The 24,211-nt window shown below is 24.7% G+C and carries 19 protein-coding genes; 3 read left to right on the forward strand and 16 right to left on the reverse strand.

All coding sequences use genetic code 4. The features are described from left to right. Nucleotides 1–31: 31 nt before the first annotated feature. From AAHM84_RS02030 to udk, 12 genes are all read right to left on the reverse strand, one after another. Nucleotides 32–2,464 (reverse strand): hypothetical protein, encoded by a 2,433-nt coding sequence (locus AAHM84_RS02030; RefSeq protein ID WP_342259246.1) that lies wholly within the window; start codon nucleotides 2,462–2,464, stop codon nucleotides 32–34. 310 nt (nucleotides 2,465–2,774) lie between these two features. Beyond that, nucleotides 2,775–3,497 carry an ABC transporter permease gene (locus AAHM84_RS02035; protein ID WP_342259247.1) on the reverse strand — a complete coding sequence of 241 codons (723 nt, stop codon included), beginning with the start codon at nucleotides 3,495–3,497 and terminating at the stop codon, nucleotides 2,775–2,777. 65 nt (nucleotides 3,498–3,562) lie between these two features. Beyond that, nucleotides 3,563–4,159: an ATP-binding cassette domain-containing protein gene (locus tag AAHM84_RS02040; RefSeq protein WP_342259248.1), complete on the reverse strand. Its 597-nt coding sequence runs from the start codon at nucleotides 4,157–4,159 to the stop codon at nucleotides 3,563–3,565. A 177-nt stretch (nucleotides 4,160–4,336) separates the two neighbouring features. After that, nucleotides 4,337–4,999, reverse strand: a complete 663-nt coding sequence (gene deoC / locus AAHM84_RS02045) for a deoxyribose-phosphate aldolase (protein WP_342259249.1) — start codon at nucleotides 4,997–4,999, stop codon at nucleotides 4,337–4,339. Between the two features lies 1 nt (nucleotide 5,000). Next, on the reverse strand, nucleotides 5,001–5,981 hold the full coding sequence (locus AAHM84_RS02050) for a Gfo/Idh/MocA family oxidoreductase (protein ID WP_342259250.1): 981 nt from the start codon (nucleotides 5,979–5,981) through the stop codon (nucleotides 5,001–5,003). Beyond that, entirely contained in the window at nucleotides 5,974–6,552 is a 579-nt protein-coding gene (locus AAHM84_RS02055; RefSeq protein ID WP_342259251.1) for a hypothetical protein, read from the reverse strand. The genes AAHM84_RS02050 and AAHM84_RS02055 overlap by 8 nt, the downstream gene beginning before the upstream one ends. After that, nucleotides 6,542–7,684, reverse strand: a complete 1,143-nt coding sequence (nagA, locus tag AAHM84_RS02060; protein WP_342259252.1) for an N-acetylglucosamine-6-phosphate deacetylase — start codon at nucleotides 7,682–7,684, stop codon at nucleotides 6,542–6,544. The genes AAHM84_RS02055 and nagA overlap by 11 nt, the downstream gene beginning before the upstream one ends. A gap of 74 nt (nucleotides 7,685–7,758) precedes the next feature. Next, entirely contained in the window at nucleotides 7,759–9,969 is a 2,211-nt protein-coding gene (gene recD2, locus AAHM84_RS02065; protein WP_342259253.1) for an SF1B family DNA helicase RecD2, read from the reverse strand. Nucleotides 9,970–10,035: 66 nt separating this feature from the next. Further along, nucleotides 10,036–12,771, reverse strand: coding sequence for a DNA topoisomerase IV subunit A (parC, locus tag AAHM84_RS02070; RefSeq protein ID WP_342259254.1), 2,736 nt, complete (start codon nucleotides 12,769–12,771; stop codon nucleotides 10,036–10,038). A 12-nt stretch (nucleotides 12,772–12,783) separates the two neighbouring features. Beyond that, nucleotides 12,784–13,764 (reverse strand): hypothetical protein, encoded by a 981-nt coding sequence (locus tag AAHM84_RS02075; RefSeq protein ID WP_342259255.1) that lies wholly within the window; start codon nucleotides 13,762–13,764, stop codon nucleotides 12,784–12,786. A 31-nt stretch (nucleotides 13,765–13,795) separates the two neighbouring features. Continuing rightward, nucleotides 13,796–15,730 (reverse strand): DNA topoisomerase IV subunit B, encoded by a 1,935-nt coding sequence (gene parE / locus AAHM84_RS02080; protein ID WP_342259256.1) that lies wholly within the window; start codon nucleotides 15,728–15,730, stop codon nucleotides 13,796–13,798. A 193-nt stretch (nucleotides 15,731–15,923) separates the two neighbouring features. After that, the gene (udk, locus tag AAHM84_RS02085) at nucleotides 15,924–16,547 is read right to left on the reverse strand and encodes a uridine kinase (protein ID WP_342259257.1); all 624 of its coding nucleotides are present in this window, start codon (nucleotides 16,545–16,547) and stop codon (nucleotides 15,924–15,926) included. 104 nt (nucleotides 16,548–16,651) lie between these two features. On the opposite strand from udk, the gene AAHM84_RS02090 reads away from it, so the two are divergent. The 3 genes from AAHM84_RS02090 (at nucleotide 16,652) to AAHM84_RS02100 (ending at nucleotide 18,681) form a co-directional block, all read left to right on the forward strand. Then, nucleotides 16,652–17,254 carry an FMN-dependent NADH-azoreductase gene (locus AAHM84_RS02090; protein ID WP_342259258.1) on the forward strand — a complete coding sequence of 201 codons (603 nt, stop codon included), beginning with the start codon at nucleotides 16,652–16,654 and terminating at the stop codon, nucleotides 17,252–17,254. 93 nt (nucleotides 17,255–17,347) lie between these two features. After that, a complete protein-coding gene (locus AAHM84_RS02095) occupies nucleotides 17,348–18,310 on the forward strand; it encodes a GMP reductase (RefSeq protein WP_342259259.1) in 963 nt (320 codons plus the stop codon). A gap of 194 nt (nucleotides 18,311–18,504) precedes the next feature. Further along, nucleotides 18,505–18,681, forward strand: a complete 177-nt coding sequence (locus tag AAHM84_RS02100; RefSeq protein ID WP_342259260.1) for a hypothetical protein — start codon at nucleotides 18,505–18,507, stop codon at nucleotides 18,679–18,681. A 56-nt stretch (nucleotides 18,682–18,737) separates the two neighbouring features. On the opposite strand, the gene AAHM84_RS02105 is transcribed toward AAHM84_RS02100, so the two are convergent. The 4 genes from AAHM84_RS02105 to AAHM84_RS02120 form a co-directional block, all read right to left on the reverse strand. Continuing rightward, the gene (locus AAHM84_RS02105) at nucleotides 18,738–20,054 is read right to left on the reverse strand and encodes a hypothetical protein (RefSeq protein WP_342259261.1); all 1,317 of its coding nucleotides are present in this window, start codon (nucleotides 20,052–20,054) and stop codon (nucleotides 18,738–18,740) included. 65 nt (nucleotides 20,055–20,119) lie between these two features. After that, nucleotides 20,120–21,220, reverse strand: a complete 1,101-nt coding sequence (locus AAHM84_RS02110; protein WP_342259262.1) for a hypothetical protein — start codon at nucleotides 21,218–21,220, stop codon at nucleotides 20,120–20,122. Between the two features lie 1,023 nt (nucleotides 21,221–22,243). Beyond that, nucleotides 22,244–22,891 carry a hypothetical protein gene (locus AAHM84_RS02115; protein WP_342259263.1) on the reverse strand — a complete coding sequence of 216 codons (648 nt, stop codon included), beginning with the start codon at nucleotides 22,889–22,891 and terminating at the stop codon, nucleotides 22,244–22,246. Between the two features lie 646 nt (nucleotides 22,892–23,537). After that, on the reverse strand, nucleotides 23,538–23,690 hold the full coding sequence (locus tag AAHM84_RS02120) for a hypothetical protein (RefSeq protein WP_342259264.1): 153 nt from the start codon (nucleotides 23,688–23,690) through the stop codon (nucleotides 23,538–23,540). Nucleotides 23,691–24,211 lie beyond the last annotated feature (521 nt).

Below are 24,211 nucleotides of genomic sequence, written 5' to 3' on the forward strand. Positions count from 1 at the left end.
TTTAGCATAAAAAAAAGATATGTTAATCAACCTATCTTTTAACTAATTTATACTTACTTAAAACTATTTTAGATGAAGTATGATGATTTTTTTTCTTTTTAAGCTCTAATTCTTTTGCTTCTTCTTTTGTTATTATATTTAAATTTTTTCTGCTTTCTAAATATAAAATTCTTTTTTCATCACCCTCATATTGATTTTGATTTCTTAATTCAGTTGAAAAATTATTTTTATTCGCAAAAGATATTTTTTGATCAATAATTATTTCTTTGGAATTCTTTCTTTTTGAATTGACTCTCTTACTTTGATTTTTGTTTGTATTGGTTGTTGTTGTAACTGTAATCTCTTTTGTATTAGTTACCAAATTATTTGTGTTATTTTCAGCAATAATTTCTGAGTTATTATTAACAATTTGATTCTGACTTTGTATTTTATTTTCTGTTAAATTATTTACTCTACTATTATTTTCAATATTTATTTCTGAGTTATCATTAATAAATTGATTTTGACTTATCATTTTATTTTCTGTTAAATTATTCACTTCACTATTGTTTTCAACAATGTTCTGTGAATTATAATTAACAACATGAGTTTTATTACTTGTTTTTTTCTTATTTGTTCTATTGTTTTCAACAATGTTTTGTGAACTATTATTAGTCAATTGATTTTGACTAATTGATTTTTTAATATTTTCCTTTAAATTATTTTCTTTACTATTTTTTTCAATAATGTTTTGTGAATTATAATTAACAACTTTATTTTTATTAATTGAGTTTTTCTTATTTACTGTATTATTTTCTTTTGTATTATTTAGTTGCTCAATATTTTTATTTTCTATGATTACTTGTAAATTATTGTCTGGTTCTTGTAAAAGTTTTGATTTTTCTTTAATAGAATTTACTACTCTAAAAGCTTTTTGTTTTGAGTTTAAAGACCTGTTAATTGTTTCTGCTCTTCATTTTTTCTCAAGAATTTGATAAGTAGTTTCAATTTTTCTTCTTTCTTTTTTAATAGTATCTTCAAAATTTTCATTAAGCTTTCTCTTTTTGTTTTCAAGTTCTCTTAATTCATTAATTTTTCTTTCTTCTCTTAATTTAGTAAGTTCCTTATGAAGGAACTCATTTTCTCTAATTAACTTTTCAATTTGTCTATCTTTAGCTCTTGCTTTCTTTTTAATTTTTTTAATAATTTTTTCAGAATTAGTTTCAAATAATAAGATATTATTTTCTTCTCCATCCTCAGAAACATCAAGATTTTTTTGGAAGTTATTACCTGTAATAAGTTCTCTCGTATTCTTATTTTCAAATAAGTAGTTATTAATTTCTTTAATAATTACTTTTGGTTCTGTAAGATTATTACTTTCCTTAGAGTTTTTATTAAATTTACTTTCAGTATTTTTGTTTTCATTAACTATAAACTCTTGTGAGTCCTTATTATTTTTAATTTCTGTTTTAACTGTTGAGTTATTTTGTTCAAAATTGTTATAAATTACTTTATTATCAATATTTCTTTCAACTTTATTCTCAACTTGATTAGTTTTTTTATTATCTTTCAAACTAGTTTCTAAATCTTGTGCTTTTTTAAGTTCTTTTCTCTCTGATTTATTTCTTAATTCTTGTGTATATCTAGATCTACTCATATTAATCATTTCCTCTTGATAGTCATCAAATCCAGGAACATCAAAAAATGTCTCAAGATTAATTTCTATTGTTTTTAGGATTTCAGAGTTAAATTCACTTTCATCTAAATTACAAAGTTCATGAGTCATTTCTTTATAATCAAATTCACTTTCATCATTATAAAAATTTTCCTCTATAATTTCATCAGGAATTTTATCAATAGTTTTATAAGTAGTTATAGCATTCGATATTTTTTTTAATCTATTATTTGCAAATTTAGCTATATTTAATTTTAACTCTTGTGTTATTTCATCATCTTCAAACTTAGCTATTTCATATTGTTTTTGAGCTACTTTTATTTTTTCTTGTTCTTTTTGGATAGCTAACTCAATTTTTAATTTTTTGCTAGCAATATCTTGCATTTTATTTATATCTTTAATTTCACTGTTGTTCTTTTTCAAAGAACCATTAAAACTATGCAAATTTTCAGAAATATTATTAATTGGTTGATATCTCTTTATTTTTGATTGTCCATTAGTTTCTTTTTTTTGAAAAATTTGTTGAATTATTAATAGATTAGAATGACGTTTTTTTGAATTTAACTCTTGTTTTAAGTTCGTTCCACCACTTTTTTTACTATTTTGATAAATAATAAAATCTTCTATTTCTAAAAGTTTTGTTATGTATCTTCCAATATTTTCCTTTGTTTCTTCACTTGAAGAAGAAAATTCAGTTGTAATAAGGTTTATAGTTGAAGGATTTATATTTAATTCAACTAAATCATCAATTCTCTTTCTGATTGAACTTGGTAAATTATAATCATCCATTTCAAATCCGTACTTTTTCATTGATAACCCCCCTAAAAATACAAATATTACCTATATTATATCAAAAAAAATACCTTTTTATTAAAACCTTTGTTTATGCCTTTATATAAATTATGAATTTAAGTTAATTGATAGCTTAAATTGGCATTTTTGGCTAAATTAGACTAAATTAACCAAAAATTAGTCTTTTCTAGCTATTTATTTTAAGTTTTTATCTATTTTTACTATTATCTTAATAATTCTCTATTTAAGTTAATATGAGGTAAAATATCAGTTTTTTACCATTTATTTAGTTTATTAAGGCAGTTTTCTTTTAAATAACTAAATATGCTTATTTTTTAAATGTTTTTAATGAAAGATACAAAAAATAACTTAAAGTCCCTATTCAACCCAATATTACAAATCCAGCAATTAGTAATTTTGTTGTAGATAATTCTATTGATCCAACAACATGACTGTAAAACATATATAAACATCCAAAAGGAGTTAATACTTCTATATAATAGAAACTTTGATTTTCCGCCATTAAACTTTGAAATGGAATAATTAAACCTGATAAAAGCAAAAATAAATAAAATAATAGCATTGAAAAAGGAATTATAGAGTTAATTGAAGTAACTAAAGAACCCAAAATTATAGCTATCATAAAAGCTAATGAATAAGAAATAATTGGAAATATTAATAGCATTAAAATAGCTTTATAATCAATATTTACTTTGAAGGCCAATATTGTAATTAAAAAAATTATGAAAGAAACAAATGTAAATATAATTAAATTAACTAAGTATAAAGCAAGCGTATATCTTTTTATTGCTCCCTGAATGATTAAATAGTGTTTAATTCTCTTTTCAATTTTATCTGAACAAAAATAAATGCTTATTGGAATAATTGTTCCAGCTAAAGATATTAACAATATTATTCCCATTAGTCCATAGTGCAAATATTCTCTTCCAAGTAACAGCCCAAAAATTATTATTAATACTATGGGAAAAACTACAGAGAAAAGTCAATTGATTGGAGTTTTTATGACTCTTAAAAATTCAGCTTTAAACATCTTCTGCAACCATCTCTTCTAATATCCTTACTCTATGCTGGTAGTTTCCTTCTAATTTAAAATCTTTAATAATTTTTCCTTTTTCTAAAAAAAATAACTCTATTACAAATCTTTGCTACCTCCTCAGGATTATGTGACACTAATAGTAAATTAATCTCATTATTTTGATAGACATAATTATAAATAATATTAATTATTTTAATTTTTCATTTGTAATCAAGTGAAGTTGAAATTTCGTCCAAGACTAAAAAATTGGGTTTATTTAATAAAGCAATTAGAAATTTAAATTTTTGTTGTTGACCTGCTGAAATTTTTATAAACTTATTATTCATAATTTCTTTTAATTCAAAATTATTAAAATATATATTATGATCCAAACTTATTTTATATAATTTGCAATATAAATAAAAAATATCTTTCAGACTAATGTCTGCATTAAAATTTGAATCTTGAAAAACAGCATTATAAATATATTTTTTATCACAATAAAAATTTCCTTTATATGAATTTTTTAGATTTAAAATTAATTCTATAAGAGTTGTTTTACCTGCACCATTTAATCCCATAAATGCTATTCTATCACCATCATTAATAATAAAACTTTCAATATCAAGAACTTTATTTTTTTTATAAAAATATTTAAGTTTAGTTAACTTAATCATCTTCTCTCTCCTTTTATAATAATTTGATTGTTATTGAAAATGTTTTGAGCAATTAATAATAGTTGCAGTAATACATAATTCTAAAACATAAAAAAATTACAAGAAATTAAATAATTAAAACTTTATTAAAATAAAAAATAAAACTTTATGTAAAAAGTTTTATTTTAATTATTAATTTTAATACCCATTCTTGTGTTCTTCACCTTTAACAATTGCAACTCCACCACTTGTTCCTAAACGTGACGCACCATTTTCAATCATTTGCATAGCATCATCATAGGTTCTAACTCCACCAGCTGCTTTAACTTTTGCATTATCTTTTACAATTGATTTCATTAATGCAACATCTTTAAAAGTAGCACCCCCTGATGAAAATCCTGTTGAAGTTTTTACAAATTCTAAATTTGCTTTTAATGCTAATTCACAACATTTAATAATTTCCTCTTGTGTCAATAAACAATTTTCTAAAATTACTTTTACGCAATTATTTAGTGCTGCTTTTTTTACAGCAACCATATCATTTAAAACCAAATCTCAATTAGCATCTTTTACTGCTCCTACATTTATTACCATATCGATTTCACTTGCACCATTTTCAATTGCTTGTTTTGCTTCAAACGCCTTTACTTCACTTGTTGTTGCTCCTAATGGAAATCCCACAACAGTTGTTATGCCAACATTACTTCCTTTTAATAAAGATTTTGCATAAATTACATGACTTGGATTAATGCAAACTGTTGCAAAGTCATATTCTTTAGCTTCAATACATAATTTTTCTATTTCAACTTTTTTAGCATCCGCTTTTAATAAAGTATGATCAATATACTTGTTTAATTTCATCTTAAATTTCTCCTGGCTTTTCTTGATTTTTTTCAACAAGATTTAAAACTCTTACTGTTTCACAACTAATGTCTAATAAATAATCTCTTAAATTAAAATCATTTTCAGCTATCATTTTTAAGAAAACTGATATTTCGTATTCAAATAAATCTTTATCACTTTCCGTTTTATGAATTACTTCAGCTTCATTTGAATTAGTTTTATAAACATTGATTTCTTCTAATTCTATAACATTTTTAAACGTCATAGTTGCAATATCTGATAGTAACTCATTTTCAATTATTCCTCTACTTGCTTTACTACAAACTATATTTGTTAAAACATCACTATCATGTTTTAAAATAACACAATCATTCATTCCACTTCCGTTGCCAAGCCTTTGACCCATTGATTTAACTTCAATAACTGGCCCAAAAAGAGCAATGCTTAATTCAACTGGATAAATTAACATATCATAAGTTGAACCCTTACCTAGTTTTGAATCAAAAACTGAATCATATTGTCCCATTTTAACTTGAGCCATTCTTGAAGAATAGCGATTCAAATTTAAATTAGCAATAAATGGTTGGTAGCTTTTAACAAACTTAAATAAATGAGAAATTTGCGGACAGTGAAATGTTTTATAAGCTTCCATTAAAAAAACATTGTTTCTTTTTGCAATCTCTGATATCTCAAGTGCTTGTTCAAAAGACAGTGTTAATGGTTTTTCAAGTAAAACATGTTTTTGTTGTGTTAAAAAATATTTAGCTTGTTCATAATGTAAACCATTTGGTGAGGCAATATAAACTGCATCAACTTCATCTAACATTTGATCAAAATTATCAACAGCTTTAGCATATAACTTATGATCACGAATAAAATCTTTTGCTCTAGTTTTATCTCTTGAATAGCAACATACAACTTTACAATTTGGATTTTTTACAGCAGCATTTATAAACTGTTGTGTAATTTTTGAAGTACCAATTGTTCCAAACTTAATCATGTTCTTCCTCCTGCATAAATGGATTAAAATCCTCATCTTTTTTTTCTATTACTTTTGACTTTTCTTTACTAACTTTCATTTTAATTTCATCCTCTTGTTCAAATCATAATTTATTTGCAATTACTTGTTCTGATAATCTTGAAAAGCTTTCTAGTATCGAAATAACTACTCCCAAAATTAATTGGACTATAATAAATATTATAACCATTACATAAATATTTTTTGAAACAAAGAATATAATTAAAATATCAATAATTGAAAGAATAAAAATAGTTAAAATAAATATTGAGCATAAAAGTATTTGAATTTTTTCTCTTCTAATATAATTATAGTTTAATTTTTTATTAACATTTCTTCTAAGAAAAAAGAAAATCAATAAACTTGCAATAGCTGATATTAATAATAAAATTTGAATTGCAATATAGGTTTTGTTATCTATTAATAAATTTTGTCCATCACTTTTAAAAACATTAATAAATGATATTAATGAAATTGAATAATTAAAAATTAATCCTAAAGTCAATAAGAATTTTATCATAGTAAAACTTCTTGGATTAACTTTACTTTTCATAAACCTTTTCACCTTCTACAAATGTTTTTAAAACTTCTAAATTTTTATTCAGAACAACTAAATCAGCAAATTTGTTTTTTTCAATACTTCCTCGCTTATTAAAAATTTTTAATTGCTTTGCAATATTGATTGAAGTCATTTTAATTAATTCTGTCATTTTAATTTCAGGATTAGCTTCAAGCATTACTCTAACATTAAAATCATAAGTCGCACCTGCTCCTGCTAAAACACCACTATCTTTTAATGAAACTCTCATTCCCTTTTTAATTACTTCTAAATTTCCTAATTTATATTCACCATCATCTAATCCCTTTGCATTCATAGCATCTGTTATAATGCAAATACCATTTGCTCCTTTAATCTTATAAATTAATTTTAAAGTATCTTTTTCAATATGAATTCCATCAGTAATTACTTCACATAAAATATCATCTTTATATAAACTAAAAGTTGCAAGTCCAGGTTCATACTGACTAACTCCACTCATTCCATTAAATAAATGAGTTACATGTCTAAAACCAATTTCATAATCTTTTTCACATTGAGAAAAACTCATGTTTGTGTGACCAACACTTGGTAAAATATTATTTTCCAAGAGATACTTGGTAAAACTACCATCTTGTAAGTCAGCTGCATAAGTCATAATTCTTATATTATCATTTGATGCTTTAACTAACTCTTTTAAATATTCAATATTTGGATTTGTTAATAAAGAAACTTCATGCGCTCCTTTTTTTTCTTTTGATATGAAAGGACCTTCCATATGTAAGCCTAAACATTTTGATCCTAACTTTTGATTTTCCATAAATTTACTAAATTCTTTTAAATACTTAATATTATTTTCCTTAGAATTGGTAACACTAGCTTGAACATAACTTGTAATACCCTCTTTTGATACATTTTTTGAGAAATTTTCAAAAGCACTTATTGTTCCATTTTCAAAGTCGTAACCATAACCACCATGAACGTGACAGTCAATAAATCCAGGTAAAAGTCAATTGCCTTCAATATCAATACCTTCAAAATTAGTTTTACCCCTATTAATTGATTTAATAATTTTATTTTCTATTTCTAATCAACCATTTTCAATTACTTCATTTTCAATTACAATGTTAGCATTCTTTATAATCATATTTTAGCTCCTAACAACTATATTTTAAGTCAAAAAGTGAAAACTTTATTAAAGAAATTAAATAATTCAAGATTTTATTGCTCTTTTAATAACATAATTGCTTCTTTTAAAGTAGTTAATCTTGCTTTTGGGTTCCTATTACAAGCTTTTATAAAAAGTAACTGATCTGAAATTATAAACAAATTTTGTTTTGCTCTTGTAATAGCAGTATACAACATTTTCTTATTAAGTATAAAATTAGAGTTTCTATTATTTCCATCTAAAATAATAATTGTATTTTTATATTCACTTCCTTGAGTTTTATGAATTGAACAAGCATAACTCAATTTGATTTTTTGAAATGAACTTAATCCCATTTCTATTTCTCTTTCATTAAAAACTATTTTTGCAGTTTTTAATTTATCACCAATGAAATTTAATTCTTTAATATAACCTACATCTCCATTTGAAAGTTCATAGATTGGGTCATTTTCAATATACATAACTTTATCATTTACTCTAAACTCTAAATCATATCTTTTATAAACTTTTGATTTAGAAGGATTAACTAAATTTTGAATAATGTTATTTAAATTATCAATACCTAAATTTTCTTTATACATCGGAGCAATAATTTGCAAATCATTTAATTGATCTTCAATACTTGTTGGATTTAAATTACTATATGTATCTTTTAAAATATTGACAATATGTTCATAGTCCTTTGAAAAAGTGAATTTAACATTTGAAGTATTTTCAAAATTGAAATTATTAATAGTTTCATTTTTAATTGCATCTGAAAGTTCAATAATAGAATTAATCTCTCCTTCACTATTTAATTGTCGATTATTTTTAATAAGTCTTGTTGTTTTAAAATAATTACTAACAATTAAATCTTCATAAAGATTACCATAACTAACACTTGGTAGTTGTTCCACATCTCCTACTAATAGCATTTTTTTAATACCTTTTACTCCTCTTAAAAGAGAAGCAAATAAATGATTATCTATCATTGAACACTCATCAATAACAACTAAATTTTTAAATATTGGTTTATTTTCATTTGCTTCAAAAATATCATTACCAGAATATTGTAATAGCCTATGAATTGTTGAAGTTTTGTATCCTGAATCATCTTTTATTTTTCCAGCTGCTCTACCAGTTGGTGCAGTTAGTGCAAAATTATTATCGTTATAGACTAGTTCATACATTTTTACAATTCCAGTAATAACTGTTGTCTTACCAGTACCAGGTCCTCCTGTTATTATTGAAATATCATTTTCCATAAAGTTTTTAATTGCTTCCACTTGTTCGTTATTATATTTAAAATTTTTAATTCCACTTCTAGAAGAAATAAAATTTTCAACTTCTTCCAATTTTTCTTCAAAGTTAAATTCTCTTTTTAAATAGTTAGTTCTATTTAGCAAGTTAAATAATTCTTTTGCAATAAATTGTTCATCTTCATAACTCTCTTTAGTATAAATTTTTTGATTTTTAAAATAAATAATTTTTTGATTTTTTGCATAAAGAAGTTTATTTCTAATTTCCTCATCACTTAAATTAAAATGTGTTTTCATTTTTTTAAGCAGTTGATTTATATCAGTAAAAGTATTTCCCTCTTTAAAAAGAATTTCTTTTACAAACTCATTTGCAAATCAAGAAACTCTTCTTTCATCATTTTCTTCCATGCCAAAAGTAGTACAGACTCTGTCAACTTCATAAAATGGTTGCATTCCTTTTTCATTTGCATAACTATAAAAGTCTTCTCTTAAAATTTGTTCAATAAAATTAATATCCTCCTCTTCCTTCTGTAATAAATTTAAAAATTCTATTTTTAAATTATTTTCCACAAATATGTCTAAAATTTTTGTATCACCAAATTTTGAAATAACTACATCATAAATTATTTCTGCTTTTGCTTGTGTCATATCTTTTATATTAAATAACTCAGTCTTATTATTCATTATTTTTGCAAAAACATCATCTTTAAAATATTCAACAATATTTTTTGCTAAATTTTTTCCAACAGTTGGAAAGATTGGCGAACTTAAATACTTAATCAAACCATCCTGATCAAAAGTTTTGACCTGACTAAAACTTTTTATTGATAAACTTTTTTGATTTCTTTTTGTATCATCAACTTCTTCACCACTAACTTCATAAATAATACCAATTTTCATCATTCCAATTGGTCCTGTTATTACAATTGATTTTTTTTCATCGCTAAACAAAACAAAAATTGCTATCGCATAGCCATTATCTGATTTAAAAATAAATTTTGACACTTTACCTTTGTACTGTTTCATGTTTCTTACTTTCTAAAATTATATTAATTTAATCATAATTAAAATAAAAAAACACATAATGTGTTTCTAAATTAAGTCTTCTAAATCTAATTTAAGTTCACTAGTTTCTTCATCACTAATACTTACTTTTTTACTTTCATTAGATTCTCTTGATTCCTTGATCATTTCTTCTTGAAACTCTTCAGATATTATTTCATCTTCAACTTCATCAAGAATTATTTCTTCTTCAACTTCATCAAGAACTATTTCTTCTTTAATTTCACTATTTATATTTTCAGATTTTTCAATTTTATCAACCGCTATTTTTTTAGCGGCTAACTGCTTTTTTACATTCACAACTTTCTTTGGCTCTTCATCATCTCCACCTTTTGGAGTTGGTGGTACATCATTATTATTAACAATGAATGATTTTTCTAAAGTTGTTGTAATTATTTCAGCCATATCTAAATCTTCTGGTACATCTTCTAAGTCAGCAAATTTAAAGTTTTTAACATTTAATTGTATTAAATTATCTTCTTCATCAAGAATATTTAAAATATCATTTGTTTGAATATTATATAAGAATGTTGCAAACTCATCACGTTTTTTATTTCAAGGATATAATCTAACTCCTCTTTTTGGTCTTGCCATAATTGGAACATGATCTTGTTTAATTTTTTTAACATTTCCTTTATTTGTAATGATTAAAACATCACCATTACCAAATGCTTTACCAGCAACAATATCTTCATCTTTAACTACAGTTGACTTAACTCCTTTTGCATTAGGACCTGCTGAAGGTATTTCAGCAATATCATATCTAACAGCAAAACCTGTTCTTGTTAACATTGTTGCAGATTTTGTTTTTGAAGTTACAAGTGAAGCTGATACAAGTTCATCTTCATTTTGTAATTTAATAATTCTAAAAGGTTTTGAAAACATTTTAGTTTCTAAATCTTCAACTGGTGTACGTTTTATCATTCCCTTTTTAGTTGCTAAAAGTATTTCTTGTTTTGCATTTTTAAATTGTTTAACAACAAATGCAGCAAGAATTCTTTCATTTCCAGAAATTGTTGCAACTTTATTTATATGCATTCCAATTTCTTTTCATTTACTTGGAATAATTTTATAAACAGGAATTGAATAATATGTTCCTGCACTTGATACAAGTAAAATAAAATCTAAACTTGAAGCTGGAACTTGTGAAATTCAAATATCATTTGGTTTACGTTTGAAATCCTCCATTGAGTTTTTTCCCAATTGAGAGTCTTCAATTGCTTTTAAATAACCATCTTGAGAAATTCAAATTGTGTAATCTTTTTGTACAATAGTTTTTTTTATTTCAACTTCAATATTTTCAATTTCACTAACAACTTGACTTCTTCTTGGAACACCAAATTCTTTTTTTGTTGCTATCAACTGTTCAATTACTTTTTGATCAAGAACTTTAACATCACCTAAAATCGCTTTATAGCCTTCAATTAAAGACGATAATTCTTTTTTCTCTTCTTCTAATTTAACAATATCAGTTGAAGTTAATCTATATAGTCTTAAATCAACAATAGCTATTGCTTGAGTCTCACTAAATTGATATTTTTCAATTAAGTTTGCAATGGCATCGCTTCTATTTGAAGAATGTCTAATTATTTTAATAACTTCATCAAGAATTGAAATAGCTTTAATTAGCCCTTCAATGATTTCTAATCTTTTTTCAGCTTTTTCTAAATCAAATTTAGTTTTTCTTGAAAAAATTTCTTTGTAATGCTTAATATAAGCAGTAATAATATCAATTATTCCCAATTGTTTTGGTTGTTTTTCAACAATCACAACATTATTATAGTTATATGAAATTTGTAAAGGTGTATTTTTTAATAAAAATTTTCTTGTAATTTCATAGTCAGCTTTAGGAGAAAGTTCAATTACAATTCTTAAACCAGTTCTATCAGTTTCATCACGAACTTCTTTTACTTCTAAATGAGGATTTGCATCAACAACATCTCCCATTTTTTTAACAAGATCTTGTTTAATAATTTCATAAGGAATTTCATCAATAACAAGATTGTCACCTTCTCTATGAATTTTTGATTGAACAATTACTCTTCCTTTACCAGTTGCAAATGCAGAGTCAATTCCTTCTTGACCCATAACAATTCCTCCAGTTGGAAAGTCTGGTCCTTTAACGATTTTTGAAATATCACTTAATTTTATTTTCGGATTTTTAATAGTTGCAATAACTGCATCTATTATTTCAATACTATTATGAGGAGGCATATTTGTTGCATAACCAGCAGCAATTCCTGTAGCACCATTTACCAAGATATTTGGAAAATATCCTGGTAAAACTGTCGGTTCTCTTTCAGAATCATCATAGTTTGGTGCAAAAAGAACAGTATTTTTTTGCAAGTCAGCCAAAATAATACTTGATATTTTAGCAAGTCTTGTTTCAGTATAACGCATAGCAGCAGCACTATCACCATCAATAGAACCATTGTTACCATGCATGTCAACTAAAGGAATATTTAATTTTCATGGTTGACTCATACGAACTAATGCATCATAAACAGAAGTATCACCATGGGGGTGATATTTACCAATAACATCTCCAACCACACGAGCAGACTTTTTATAAGCTCTATCATGAGTTAAATTTATTTCGTTCATTGTAAATAAAATACGTCTTTGTACTGGTTTTAATCCATCTCTTACATCAGGTAAAGCTCTTTCTTGAATAATATACTTGGCATATCTTCCAAATCGATCACCCATTAAGTCTTCAAGCGCGAAATTAATTATTCCTTTTTCTTCTTTATTATTATTTGACATTTTTATATCCTCCTAGTTTATATCAAAGTCCATCTCACTAATATCAGTGTTAATGAAGTCGATAATATTTAAATTTTTGATTGTTTTTCTACCCTCATATGATAATTCTCAAAGTCCAGTAATTGAGTTTTGAACATATAATTTTGGATTATTTTTTGATACTAAACTTCTTCCAAGATTTGCCATTATTTTACTTACTTCTTCATCTTTTCTGATTTGAATATAAACTTTTTCCAATTCTTCAATTTCATTAATATTAGCTTCTAAGCTAACTTCATTAACTTTATTTTTATCTTCAGCTGCTAAACCAAAATCTATTGTGGCATAACCATTATAATACATTATTTTATCAACTATTTCAATTGATGAAATATATCTTGGAATACCTTCTATTTTCATAATTTTTTTTGCAAGTAAATTAATTGATTTTAATGAATCATCTATTTTTATAATTACTTCTTCAAGATTAAGTCCAAAAATCTCAACTGCTCGATCCTCTTCAACTGCAACTGAACGCAAGTTAATAAAGATATTGAAAATATCTATTCTTGTGGAACTTATTTCTTTTAAAACTTCTTTTGATTTTAAAAGAATTGGTCCTGTTGTTGGGTTTAAATAATATGAATCAGTGAATTCATCATAGACAAGAATACCCACATGGGGTTTAGATATTTCTCTTGCTTTTTGCATAACACTTTTGGATTTTTCCAGAAATTTATTTATTGTTTTTATTAATCAGTTTACTTCTTTGTCGTTTTCTACATTTATTTCAATTCATTGCTCAGTTGCTAAGGATGTGGCTGAGAAATCATTTTCATCATAGTCTGTACTTTTCAATTCAAAAAAAAGGATTGGTTCTTTGAGTTCATAATAAAAAGAAAATGTATTAAAAATATCTCCATATCTTTTAATTTCTTTATTTATTTTATTATATTCTTCAATTTTTTGAACAATAATCTTTGCCTTTTGTGCAAAAGAAAGTTTATTTTCCACTTTTACCACATCCATCCTAGCAACTGTTTAACTAAATAAATTCCGTATTTTCTTCAAGTGTAAATTTAACATTTTCTTCAATTCATTCTTTTCTTTTTTCAGAATTATCACCCATTAGAGTTCTAAAAGAATTTTCAGCAGCTAGTGCATCATTAATCGTTACTTGTATTAATTTTCTATGTTCTGGATCCATTGTTGTTTCTCAAAGTTGGTCAGCGTTCATTTCCCCTAACCCTTTATACCTTTGAATTTCAATTTTAGCTTTTGTTTTTTTCATATGACTTGCTAATTCTTCTTCTGTTCATAAATACATAAAGTCCTTTTTATTTGAACCTGTTGTAATTTTAAACAATGGAGGCATTGCAATGTAAATGTTTTTATTGACAATCAATTCTTTCATATAGCGATAAAAGAAAGTTAGCAATAAAGTTTGAATATGAGCACCATCGGTGTCAGCATCTGTCATTAAAATTATTTTTCCATAATTGATATCACTAATATCAAAATCACTTCCAATACCAGCACCAATTGCATTAATTATTGTTGTAATTTCTTCATTTTTAAGTAAATCAATTAATTTTGTTTTTTCAGCATTTATTACCTTACCTCTCAATGGTAAGATGGCTTGGAATTTTCTATCTCTTCCAGATTTAGCACTTCCACCCGCTGAATCCCCTTCAACTAAATAAATTTCATTTTCTTGTTTATTTTTTCCTTGTGCTGGAGTTAATTTTCCAAGCATTGTTCTTGATTTTGATTTTGATTTTTGATCTCTAACTGCTTGTCTTGCTTTTCTTGCTTCTTCTTTTGCCCTTCGAGCCAACAGTGCTTTTTCAATAATTGAAATAGCAATTGTTTTATTCTCTTGTAATCAAAAGCTAAAGTGTTCTTCTGTTACTTTTTCACAAGCATATTTAGCTTCACTTGTTCCTAATTTTCCCTTTGTTTGACCTTCATATTGAATTAAACTTTCTGGGATTTTTACAGTTACAATTGCTATTAAACCTTCTTTAATATCTGATGAATCTAGTTTTTTATCTTTTTCTTTTAAAATACTTTGAGTTTTACCATATTCATTTAAAGCTTTAACCATTCCTGTTCTAAAACCAGTTACATGAGTTCCTCCATCACTGGTTTTAACATTGTTAGCAAATCCTAATACTGTTTCTGAAAAATCAGTTGTATAAGTTAAAGCAATTTCAACATCAATATTTTGTTCGCTACCTTTTAACATAATTGGTGAGCATAAAGCTTTTTGATCACCTCTTAGTTCATTAACAAATTCTGTTAATCCATTTTCATATAGATACTCAACATACTTATCACTTCTATTATCTTTTAAAGTTAATTTAAGTCCAGAATTTAATAATGCTGATTCTTTTAATCTTTCACTAATTGTTGAAAATGAAAACTTTGTTGTTGAAAACATTGTTTCATCAGGCAAAAAGTTAACAGTTGTTCCTGTTTGTTTTGACGTTCCAATTTGTTTTAACTGATCAACTAATTTTCCCCCATGAGCAAACTTAATTTGTGATATAAGCCCATCTCTGTGAATGATTACTTTAAATTTAGATGATAGTGCATTAACAACTGATGAACCAACTCCGTGTAATCCTCCAGAAGTTTTATAGCCATCACCACCAAATTTTCCCCCAGCATGCAATACTGAGAAAATAATTTCTGGTGTTGATTGACTTGTTCCTTTATAACTTCCTATTGGAACTCCTCTTCCATTATCTTTTACTGTCACTGAACCATCTTTTTCAATTGAAACGTTAATTTCACTACACACTCCAGCAAGAGCCTCATCAATTGAGTTATCAACTATTTCTCAAACTAAATGATGTAAACCCCTTGAATCAGTTGAACCAATATACATACCAGGTCTTTTTCTAACTGCTTCTAGACCTTCTAATATTTGAATACTATCTTCTGTATACGATAAATTCTTATTGTTTTCAGCCATATTTTACCTCATTATTTCATAATAGAATTAATATATCACATTTCATTAAAAAATGTCAATTTAATCAAAAACCCTTTAAAATAGGGACTTGTCTTCAAAATAGTTACTTTTTAGGATAAAAAACATTTAATGTGAGAAAAGTTTTAACAAAAAAAAGAGTTTTGTAACTCCTTTCTTTCAATTATTAATGATTTTATTTTTTCAATAAACTGCTAATTTTTGCAGCTACTAAATCGATTGCAATATTATTACCCTCATAATAGGGAATTATTAAATCAGCATGTTCAATTGAAGGTTCTACAAAAAATTTATACATAGGTCTTACAGTATTTAAATATTGATTTGTAATGTCATCTAGCTTTCTACCACGTTCATTGACATCTCGCATAAGTCTTCTAATAAAGCGAATATCATCATCTGTTCTAATAAAAATTTTGATATCGCCTCTTTTGCGAATTTCTTCAATATGTAATGCTAATATACCATCTAAAATAACTACATTTGAAGGATTTACTTTAATAAACTCTCCACTTTGTGAGTGAGTTTTAAAATCATACACTGGTGCTTCAATTGCTTTAAACTGTTTTAAATCATCTAAATGTTTACAAAGTAATTCAATGTCTAATGAACTTGGATGATCAAAATTTAATAACTGCTTTTCTTCAAAGGTTAAATCACTAAAATCTTTATAGTAACTGTCCATTGTTAAATGCGTTACAGGTTTGTTCATAAAGATTTCATTGGCAATAGTTTGTGCTACAGTACTCTTTCCACTTGCACTTCCCCCTGCTACAATAATTATTGTGACTTTTTTCATATGTACCTCTATATAACCACTTAATATTTTATATTTAATTATTAAAAAAATGAAGTAATTTTAACAAATTTAACTATAAAATTAACTTGATAAAGGAGAGAAATATGGCAAAAAAAATATTAGTAATTACAGGTACAGTTAGTCCTGTTGAAAAATCATTTTCATTAGCTTTAACAAATCGTTTTGTTAAAGAATATCAAACATTAAACTCGAAAGATGAAATTATTCATTTAGATTTAAACAATGAGCAAATGGCTCATAAGACTCTATCAAGAGAAAACTTTGGAACTTATTTTAATGAGCAAGATGCTTTAAAATATATTAATCAATTAAAAGAAGTTGATAAAGTAATTATTTCAAGTCCAATGAATAACTTTAATGTTTCAGCTTTAATTAAAAATTACTTAGATCACATATTATTAGCAGATCAAACATTTTCATATAAATATGTTAAACAAGGAGATGCTAGAGGTCTATTAGAACATTTAACAGTACAAATCTTAACAACTCAAGGAGCACCATTTGGTTGATATCCTTGAGGAAATCACACTGAATTTTTAAAAGGAACTTGAGAATTTGTTGGGGCAAAAGTTAATCAACCAATTCTATTTGCAGGAACTAAAATAGCACCTGTATCAACAACAAATCCAGATGATGCAATCAATGCCATTGCTGACAAAATTATTGAAGCTGCTAAAAAGTTTTAAAAATAACCTTAAAAGGTTATTTTTTTTGTTTTAACTAATTTTCTTTTTTGAAGTTTTATTGCTATAATTTCAAAGGAATAAGGAGAAATGTAGATGTACGCTTTTGACTATGAAGATATTCAACTAATACCAAGTATGTGTGTTGTTAAATCAAGAAGTGAATGTAATACTGAAGTTAAACTTGGTAAACATACTTTTAAAATGCCTGTAATGCCTGCAAATATGGCATCAGTAATTAATGAGCAATTATGTGAACTGTTAGCAAAAAAAGGTTACTTTTATGTTATGCATCGTTTTAATGTTGACATATATGCTTTTGTTAAAAAAATGCTTAAAGCTAATTTAATTGCATCAATTAGTGTGGGAGTTAAACAAGAAGATTATGACTTAATTGAAAAACTTGCTAAAGACAATGTTATCCCTGACTATATTACAATTGATATTGCTCACGGCCATTCAATTAGTGTTAAAAATATGATTGAACATATTAGAAAACATATGAAAAAATCAACTTTCATTATTGCTGGAAATGTTGGAACACCCTATGCTGTTAGAGATTTAGAATTTTGAGGAGCTGATGCAACTAAAGTTGGAGTTGGTCCTGGAAAAGTTTGTATTACTAAATTAAAAACAGGATTTGGAACTGGTGGATGACAGTTGGGTGCTATTAAGTGATGTAGCAAAGCTGCTCACAAACCAATTATTGCTGATGGTGGTTTGCGTGTCAATGGTGATATTGCTAAATCAATTCGTTTTGGAGCTACAATGTGTATGATTGGAAGTTTATTTGCAGCTCATGAAGAATCACCTGGAGCTAATGTTACTGTTGAAGGTGAATTATTTAAAGAATATTATGGTAGTGCCAGTGAATATAATAAAGGTGAAAAAAGATATGTTGAAGGAAAAAAAGAGTTAATTAAAGTAAGAGGAAAATTAATGGAAACTTACAAAGAAATGCAAGAAGATCTGCAATCATCAATATCATATTCTGGTGGAACTAAGCTTAATGATATTAAAAAAGTAGATTATGTGATTTTAAAAACAAGTAACTTCTAATTTGAATATATTAAAGAAATGCACTAAAAAGTGCATTTTTATTGACTTTTATTACATCTCAAAGTCCCCTATCGGCTCATTTCAACTCCCCTACTCACTCTTTTATAAGACATTTAGTCTTTAAATTCTAAAACTGCTCAATTAACTTTCTATTTTATAAATATCTAGTAAAATTATCTTGAGGAGTGATTTAAATGAAAGAAAAATGTCAAATTGCAAATTGCGATCAGGATTTGAACTTTATGGATAAAAAAAGAATTTATCAATATGATGAAAATTTAGAAGATGAAACTGCAATTTATGTTTGTGATGATTGTTATAAAAAAAATAAAGCTGAAGAAAATAATATTGATTGAGAACATTCTTCATAATAAAAAATACTAACTTGGTTAGTATTTTTTTATAATTAATTTTAAACTTAAACTTCTTAAAAGAAATTATTGCCCTTATTAAACCCAGCAAAGAATTTCATTTTTAAATATTCTTGACCCATATTTGGATGTTGGAATCTAAATTTATTTAAAGCTGAATACAATAATTTTTCTTGTTCATCTAATTTATCAAATCATTGTTTTTGAAATAAAATATTATCAGCCAATATCAGCGAACAATTTGAAATAAAAGCCGCTTCATTTTTTGATTTTAAATGAATAATTTTTAAGTACTGTTCAAAGAAACTATTTAAATTTTCTTTGCTTTTGTCATAAACCATTGTCACAAAAGAATTTGCTTTATCTGAAAACATGACAATCGTTGCAAAATTTTCAGAGATAAAAAAGTTATTAATTGAGTTTACAACTTTAAAATCATCTGGTGTTATTTGTGGTTGAAAGACATCTTTAATTGTAAAATTATTTGTTTTGGGTAAACTAAATTTCACAATCCCAAAGTTGTTGTATTGCCCTTTTAAAGTTTTTACAAAGAAACTATAAGTATCTAATAAAGAACTTACATGATTTGAAACTTTCTTTAAATTATAAATAAACATAGTTTTAACTCCATCTTCTTCAATTGAATTAAAGTAGTTTCTAAATTCTTCTTTTAAAGCTTCAAGTTGAACTCTAGAGATGAATAATTTATTTACAATTGTAGGAAAATTAAATAATAAGATTTCTTCATCACTACTATTTTTTGTAATTTTAATGTCTGCAATTTGATTCATATGCTCTTGACAAAAGCCAAAATACTTAAATTGATTTGGTTCAACTTCTTTGAAAAAAGATTCTCCCATTTTGTAGTTATTATCAAACACATTTCTTTTATTAGATGTTAAATAGTTTTTATGATCTAATTCATTAAAATCATACAAACTATTCTCAACAGCTTTTTGTTCACAATTAACAAAATTACACTTTTCAGTTTCACTCATTTTTTTGTATTTATTTTCAAATAATTGTGAAGAAAATTTTAAGTAATCTTCATACTTATCATTGGCAATAATTGCCTTAATAAAGGGCGTATAACTTGAATTTTTTGTTTCTATTAAGTGTTTTTTGCAACATGCTAAAAATTTCTCTCCATTAAGGCAAAAACATAGTTCTTGGTCCTTAAAAGTAAAAAAATTATAGCCATTTTTAACTAAAAAATTAATATTGTCATTATCTAGAAAATAGTTACTAAAAATTGATTCAATAAATCTTTGTGTGTCCTCATTTGATAACTTTATATTTTTAGCTGCTTTATATAAATCTTGTTTACTGACAAGATTTTTTAATAATTCATTTTGTATTATTTTTTCACCCATAGCAAACCCCCAATAAAAATAGTTTTATTACATTTATATTATACATCTCAATAAGTTTATTATTTTTATCTTCTTTTTTTATTTCAAGCAAACTTTGGTTCAACGTACTTTGGTTCAACAGCATCCTTTTCAAAGATTTTATTATATTTAAGCTCATTTGTAAAAACCAAAGTTGGATCAGCTTTAGCATTAAATTTGCTAACTCCTGAATAATAATTAAAGTTCTTCTTATTTAAAACTAATTTAGTATTAAAAAATTCTATTAATTCTCTTGAATAAACTGCCTTTTCACAATGATTTTCATAGGCAATTTTTCTTATTTCAACAATATCATTTGCTGTTTTTACAGAATAAATTCATTTCAAATCTACTAAGTAGAAATCAAATAATAAATTAGCAAAATCTTCACGATATTTTTTATTTTCTCTTAATAATGGAATTGTATTTAAAAAATTATCAAAGTGACTATTTCTTAAGAAAAATTCAATTTCATCAGCATAATTGATAATATCACCATCGTCAATGCTATAAATTGCTTGACCCAATTTTTTAATAAACTCTTCATCATATCTGAAAGTTGTTTTTAATACTTCTAGATATCTTTTATAATCTTCTTTTTCTTCTTCTTTAACTTTCACATCTTTATATTCGAAATACTTTTCTCTTAACTGACCTACAGCATTAATTCCCATAGTAGTTAAAATATCTCTTTTACTTAAATTAGCTTTAAAGAACTTTTCATAGTGACTTCCAATACCAATTACTTTATCTGTTTTAAATTCTGCTGGCACTAAAGTTACAATTGGAAAAATATAAGGATAAATACACTTAATTGAATAATAAAATATTCTAGATTTTCATGCTTTGATAACCCCAAGAGATTTTAAAATTTTATTTAATTGTACTAATTCCTCTTCTTCAATAAAAAATAATGCATCAATTTGCAGATTCATTTCTTTATTTGCTAGTTTTTTTGCAAATTTTGGATAATACTTTTCAAAACTCATATTTGATTCTAATCAAGAACCATTAAATATCTTATTTAGCTCTAAGATATCATTTGCATCACTATATATACCTTGTTTTAAAATGTGATCTTCACTTAATGTAAAAGTTTGTTTTCCTGGATGAATAAAATTCTTAGCTATAATCTTTTGTAATTTCATGTTTCTTTCTCCCATTAAGTTAATTTATTCTATTATATCAAATTTTAATAGGTTTTTAAAGGGGTTATTAATACATAGTAGAATATGTGACAAATAAAGTAATAAGTTACAAAATTAATGTATAAAATTCAATTTTTTAAAAGATATAAGATCATATTATTAATATTAAAGTTAATGGTATTGCTTTAGATTAAGTAATAATAAATAATTGTACTTATTTTAATATTATAAATAAGAATAAAAAGGTAACATAAGTTTACCAGTAGTTTTAACGTTATTTTTTTAAAAAAAGGAAAAACTAATTTAATCAAAGAATAAAATTAAAATTCAAGAAAATAAAGATAAAAAAGTTGGATTAAGGTCATACACCAAAAAAGCTAATAAAAGAGTATGATTTAACTTTTGAAATACAATTAGTTTATTTATGAAACACAAAATTATCCAAGTCTAAACTATAATAATACAAACTTTTGTAATGAGTTTTATATAATAACAAATAAATTTAAAAAAGAGAATGTGATTTGAGTTGATGGAAGCCATATGAAAAATAAAAAATATTTTTAAAAACTTCTCAATATAAATTTTTTTAATACTAGCAGATAAGGTACAACATTTGCCAATGAAATTATATTTAGTTTTATTAATAAGAATAGTAATTTTTTAGCTTATTTTATACCCAGACATACTTTAAACACAATACTTCAACCTAATCAATTAATGATTCAGTAAAATATAAATTTTATAGACAACATAATAATGAATTCACTTCAATAAAAAATTTTCTTAATAGTTTTGCAAGCTTTTTAGAAATGTGAAATTTAAATCATAACTTCAAATATAATATAAATAAAACAGTTTGTAAATATTAAAAACTGTTAGGCCTATGTTATCGTATTCTAACTTTTCTCACCTAAAAACATTATATAATTTGTAGGTTTACTAGTTATATATACTTTTGTTAATTTGCATATTTAGAAAAGTCTAGCAAGACAAACTAAATTAGTAGCACATATTAAAACTAATTTAATTGAAGACTAATTTATTAAGTCAATTTAAAATTTCAATCATTGTATTTAAATCCTTTAAATTTTTTTCCTTAGTTTCAGCAATATATCTCTCTCTATTCTTTCATTCTATATTATTTAGATAAAATGAAAAAAACTCTTTTATTTTCCTTGCATCAATTACTGTTTTATAATCCTCCATTACAAAATTTATAAATTTTGTTTTATGAAAACTCGTAGAAGGGATTTTTCAATTAATTGATTCCTTTAATACATCATATAAGTCTATATATTTAATATTACTTTTTTCAACTCCAATAAACTTATTAAATATCTGTAATTCCAGCTTTGAATCTAAAAAAATAAATTGCTTTTCTTTATTACATTCAAATCAACACCCTAATTCTTTCTCTCAAAAACTTTTCAAGTTTTTATTTGAATCCAGTGTAAAAATACTCTTATACTCTTCCATAAAAAAAGTTAATTCTTCCTTATTAAAGTCCAATTTAGAATAGCCAAATATTAATGGAAAGTCCTTAGTTTCAAAGTTTAAATCAAAGGCTTCAAAATCTATAACTATATTTTTTTCATTTTTAATAATCTCCAAAATTTTTTTTATCTTCTCTAAATTAACTTCAAAACTAAATTCTTTTCATTTTTTATCCATATAATTATTATAAATTTTTTTTTTAATTTTTTGAATATTTATATAAATAATTTATATAATAAAGAGAACAGATAATCCTAAAGACACTACCACTTGATATTAAATTAATTTTAATAGTTTTTTTAAAATGACTTTCTTAACTCTAGTTTTAAAATTTTCCAATGAATCAAAATTGTTTTCATATTTTTTGAAGAAAATATCTTTGTATCATTCATATAAAGTTCAGTAGGCAAATTATTTTTAAGTCCAACATCTGAAATTGAAAATGTAAAATTATTTAAATTAGCAAATAATCCATTAAATAATAAAAAAAGTATTTTAGTTCCTCTATATGATTGAATGATTGATTATTCAACTAAATTATCATTAACGATTTTTTGAACTTCTGGCAAAACATTAGTAAACAACTATCCTATTTTTTGCATTCTGAAAGTCAAAAGATATCATTTAATTGCATTTCAAGCAAAGGCAATCTCACGCAGAATTTTTTTATTTTAATACCAATATTTAAATGTCTTCAAGAATTATCTAAACATTTTTTTGATATTTATATTTGCTCAGATAATTTTGATTAATAAGATTAGTAGCAACATTAACTCTAGTTCCAACTCCAACCTTATTTTTTGGTCTATTCAAATACTATTAATTAATAATTTTGAGTTTTTAATTCATTTAAAATTTTGTAACTTACAATTCCACTTCCATTGCTACCATTTTTCTTAATGAATCCATTAATACTGGCTATTCTTTGCTTATTATATTTAGTCTTTTCATCAATTAATAAAGTTGCAATATTCATATTTTTTCATATATAATATTAAACTTTACATTTTTCTTTTATTTATAAAGTAGTATTTTAATAATAAAAATAAATAAGACTAAATGCTCCATTTTTTTAAACCTTCATGAATAAACATAATCACATTCCGATTTTTTATTATGTTCACGTAAGCATACATACACTTTTGTAATAGATTATATTTTTTTCTTTATAACTGTTGATTTTAATTTCTCATTTTTCTTTGCAATTTTTTTAAGTTCTGTTTTTAAAAACTTTCCCTAATTTTTTGCTCATAAATAAGTCAGTCACATGTTTTCTTATTAATGAGTATTTCATTATTTATACTGCATCTTTATATCCGAAAACATACAATTTGATCGCTAGATCTTAATTTTATATAAATTTATATTTTATTATAACTTTCTTCCTTTTGATATTTATATAATGCTATTCTTTTTATTTTTCATCTATTATTTTTATTATTAAAAAATGCAACCTTTATATTGATACATCTGTTCTATTTAAGGTTGTTTATTTTA

Source organism: Spiroplasma endosymbiont of Dioctria linearis (genome assembly GCF_964030865.1).
Lineage (GTDB): Bacteria > Bacillota_I > Bacilli_A > Mycoplasmatales > Mycoplasmataceae > Spiroplasma_A.